Source organism: Sulfurimonas sp. (genome assembly GCF_023229105.1).
GTDB lineage: Bacteria > Campylobacterota > Campylobacteria > Campylobacterales > Sulfurimonadaceae > Sulfurimonas.
This window is the reverse complement of the sequence record NZ_JALNZY010000122.1, coordinates 1-3,482: the sequence shown is the minus strand read 5'-3', so window position 1 is coordinate 3,482 and position 3,482 is coordinate 1. Positions and strand designations below refer to the sequence as shown.

3 protein-coding genes are annotated in these 3,482 nt (G+C 37.8%); all 3 read right to left on the bottom strand.

What is annotated here, in order from left to right; all coding sequences use genetic code 11:
* Positions 1-63: 63 nt before the first annotated feature.
* Complete coding sequence (locus M0Q17_RS10980) at positions 64-822, bottom strand: complement resistance protein TraT (protein ID WP_295086793.1); 759 nt, start codon at positions 820-822, stop codon at positions 64-66.
* 91 nt (positions 823-913) lie between these two features.
* A complete protein-coding gene (locus M0Q17_RS10975; protein ID WP_295086791.1) occupies positions 914-2,023 on the bottom strand; it encodes a hypothetical protein in 1,110 nt (369 codons plus the stop codon).
* The gene (locus M0Q17_RS10970) at positions 2,004-3,425 is read right to left on the bottom strand and encodes a VWA domain-containing protein (protein WP_295086789.1); all 1,422 of its coding nucleotides are present in this window, start codon (positions 3,423-3,425) and stop codon (positions 2,004-2,006) included. The genes M0Q17_RS10975 and M0Q17_RS10970 overlap by 20 nt, the downstream gene beginning before the upstream one ends.
* Positions 3,426-3,482 lie beyond the last annotated feature (57 nt).

Genomic DNA, 3,482 nt, shown 5'->3' with positions numbered 1-3,482 from the left:
TTAAGTGAAGAAAAAAGATTTAATCGGTAGTTGCATGGCGACGCTCAAGTCGCCACACAAAGTTTAAAATATACCCGACATAGAGCGAGCTAATGCAGATTCAAGAACCGGTTGTGCCTCTGCAAATTCAAGATTCATCTTGTTGGCAGTGCTTACGATACGTGTACGGTAAGTTTTCCACTCAACCTTTCCGCCTTTAATATCTTGTTTTGTAGTAGTTGAACTTCCTTGAGCTAAATTAGCTTGTTGAGTTTGAGTAACAACTTCGCCTTCTAGCGGTCTCTCACGAATTTGTAAGTCAGTAACCATTACATACACAACATCAGATACTAAAGCATCGCCCACAAAACCAAGTGCAGCTCCAGCTAGCCCCAATGCAGCTCCCGTTCTACCACTACCTGTCATTGCATAACCAGCAGCAGCGCCTACCGCTGCACCTGTTACTCCTGCACCAAAGCCTGAACCAAGATATGATTGCGACTCTCTAAGGTCAGATTTACCTACTTTTAAAATATTTCCTTGAAGCATATAAGTCGCCTCTTTAGGATTTTGAGTTATTTTATATCCTCTGTTTAAAAAAGAAGATGCTATAGCTTCTTTAACATTTATCTCTTTATCGGATGTATTTCTGATATCAAAATATACAACTTTTTGCTCAGGAACTACCGGTTCTAAAAATATGGTTTCTGACATTTTTGTTTGAACGTCCAAATCTTTCTTCTTAATTGCAGTATTCATAGCACTACAGCCGCTGAAGCTGAAACTCAAAGCAATCACGCTAGCCGTTATCAATAATGTAATTACATTACTAGTTTTTTTCATAAAAAACCCTTTTTGTTATTTTTGGCAAAATAATACAAGAAAAAAGCTTAAATAACTCATTTAAAATTTAAAAAAATCTTTTTAAATATTTTTATTGCAAAACTAGTAACATCCTCTTTGCATCTTTAAGAGAAGCTACTTTTTTTGCTTCAATATCTACAATTATCTTCTCATATCTCTTTGCATCTTTTAAAACCAGCAATACCATGAGAGCATCAAGTGATTTTGCTTCTTGTACTTTTTGTACAAACTCTTCATCGCTGTTTTGCTTGAGAGCTCTTTTTTTTATCTTTATTTTTGCGGCTAAAAATCCTGCAATAAACACCAACATGTAGTAGAGGTAACTGTAGTCAAACTCAAAACCGCTCTTTGATTCTTCATCAAGAAGCTCCTCTTTTTTAAAACCTGCTTCAACGCTCACATCTAAAGCATTTATGACAAGTTTTTGCAATTTTTGCTCACTAAGGCTGAAATACTCTATCTCAATCTTAGGAACCCGAAAATCTTTCTCTGCCACAAACGCAAACTTTTGTCTCCACTCTCCATGTAAGCCGTCTTCGCTAAGTTTATAGTTCTGCGCGGCCTCTTCTGCAAAAACTCTCACGCCCTCAATGTTAAACTCTATAGGTTTTAGTGCTTCAAAATTTCCCACTCCTTTGATTGCGACCTCCATGTGATACGGTTCATACGCCTTTACTTTTGGTTCATTTTTTTTTACCTCAACAGCAAAATCACCGACAAGCGGAGTGTTTGTCTCTTTAATACTAACTCTTAAAACCTTCTGTTTAATAGTCTCTTTCGTAAAATCCTCTTTTTGAACATTATCTCTTCCTATTACGGTATTTTCTATTGACTCTTTGGTAGTTTTTTTTATAATAGCTTCAAAGTCGAACTCTATATCTCCCGCTTCTTTGGCAAATGCTACAAATTCATAGCTGTTAACTCTTTTTCCTTCTACTATATGCTCACTCTGTCTTAGATTTTTAAGAGTGAATTTTTCATACTCTCCCGCAGGATTAAACTCAATCGTATAAAGCTCTGATGCATTAGTAAAATTGCACACATACTTTAGATGTATAGCTTCTTGAACAAAAGCCTCTGTTTTGTTTGAAGTTGCACTCCATGTGTATGCTGAAGCAAAAACTTCTGCCTGTAAAAGGATAAAAATTGTTAAAATTATTTTACCAAGGTCTCTTCTCATCCACGCTCCTCTTGTTGATTAGCTCATACTGTCTTGAGCTTAGTTTCGCCTTGCCGCCGTCTAGGTTTATCTGGTTTTGAGACTTTGTTTTCTTGCCCTCATCATCCGCACCGCTACTAGCTGCCGCACTTACTTGCATATTTGAGCCGCCACCCTCTTTTTGCTTCTTACTCTGCTCTTTTTTTGCAAGTGCCGATTTATCTTTGCTCTGCTGTTTCCCTGTGTTCATCTCTTTTTTCTCCCCGGCATCACGGATAAACTCCAGATTTTCATCCGCTTCTTTAGAGTACATAAGCGTTAAAGATTTCACATACGCCTCTCTTGCTTTTTCAAACTGCTGGAGTCTGATAAGTGAGTTGCCGATATTGTAGTAGATTATAGATTTAGTCTGTGCATCCGCGGATTTTACCATCTCAAAATTTTGAAGCGCACTTTCATACTTACCACTTCTGTAAAACTCTATTGCTTTATTGAAAAACTCCATATTTTGGCTCGCACTCAAATGTACTCCAAAGAGAAGAAAAAATGCCACTACATATCTCTTTAGTGTAGTCACACTTACTAAAAAAGTAAGAATTGCCAGTGCCACAAAGTAGTAAAAAAGCTCTAAATTCCTCATGATAGTTGTTTTGCTCTCTTTATCTTTGCTCTTTTGCGCTTCAAGTGCCTCAAGCAAATCATCAAAATCTTTTGTATAAATCCCGCCGCTCACATCACAAATCTCTTTACAAGCGCTGTTTTGACGGCTTACGACTATATCTCCTAGTTCATCTTTTAGCAGCTCTGCACTTTTAAGCCTTAATGTTGAGCCGCTCACAGATGCCGTCATAAAAATATTTACAACCAAAGAGTTCTCTTTTGCAAATCTGCTCTCAGCCTCGTAGCTAAGCTCATCTCCTCCATCGCTAAAGAGCACGACTGTGGCTGTTTTTGAGTTTGACATCTTTCGTGAGAGTTTAAGAGCCGACATTATAGAGCTTCCCTGCGTGATGATAAATTTCTCATCAAGCGAGCTAAAGAGATGAAGCAAAAGCTCCTTATCCTCAGTAAGCGGAGAGAGAATAATAGCATTAGTGGTAAATCCAAGAATGCCAAAGCGGCTCTGCTGTTGCGCCTCTACAAGCTTTTTTAGCATCTCTTTTGCATAGGATAATCTTGTAGGCTCAAAGTCACTTCCTTGCATCGAAAAAGAGAGGTCAACACCGATAATAACATCACTAAGAATCTGTTTTGACTCTATTGGCTCTTGTTCGATAACTGGTCTGCTAAGGGCTATGATGATAAAAAGGGATGTCAATATATAACCATATAGGCTAACTCTAAACTCTCTTATATCCCTTTTTATAAACAGCGGTAAAAGCAGCAGCGTAAGCCAGAGGTATTGCGGGTACAAAAGGCTCATTTTCTTACCTCTTTAAATAGTAAAAAAAGTAACAAAAAGAGTGCAAGAAGCAAGGGG

What these genes read in the sequence shown, in the direction of transcription:
- M0Q17_RS10980 (WP_295086793.1), bottom strand. Translation starts at nt 822, where the DNA reads ATGAAAAAAACTAGTAATGTAATTACATTATTGATAACGGCTAGCGTG.
- M0Q17_RS10975 (WP_295086791.1), bottom strand. Translation starts at nt 2,023, where the DNA reads ATGAGAAGAGACCTTGGTAAAATAATTTTAACAATTTTTATCCTTTTA.
- M0Q17_RS10970 (WP_295086789.1), bottom strand. Translation starts at nt 3,425, where the DNA reads ATGAGCCTTTTGTACCCGCAATACCTCTGGCTTACGCTGCTGCTTTTA.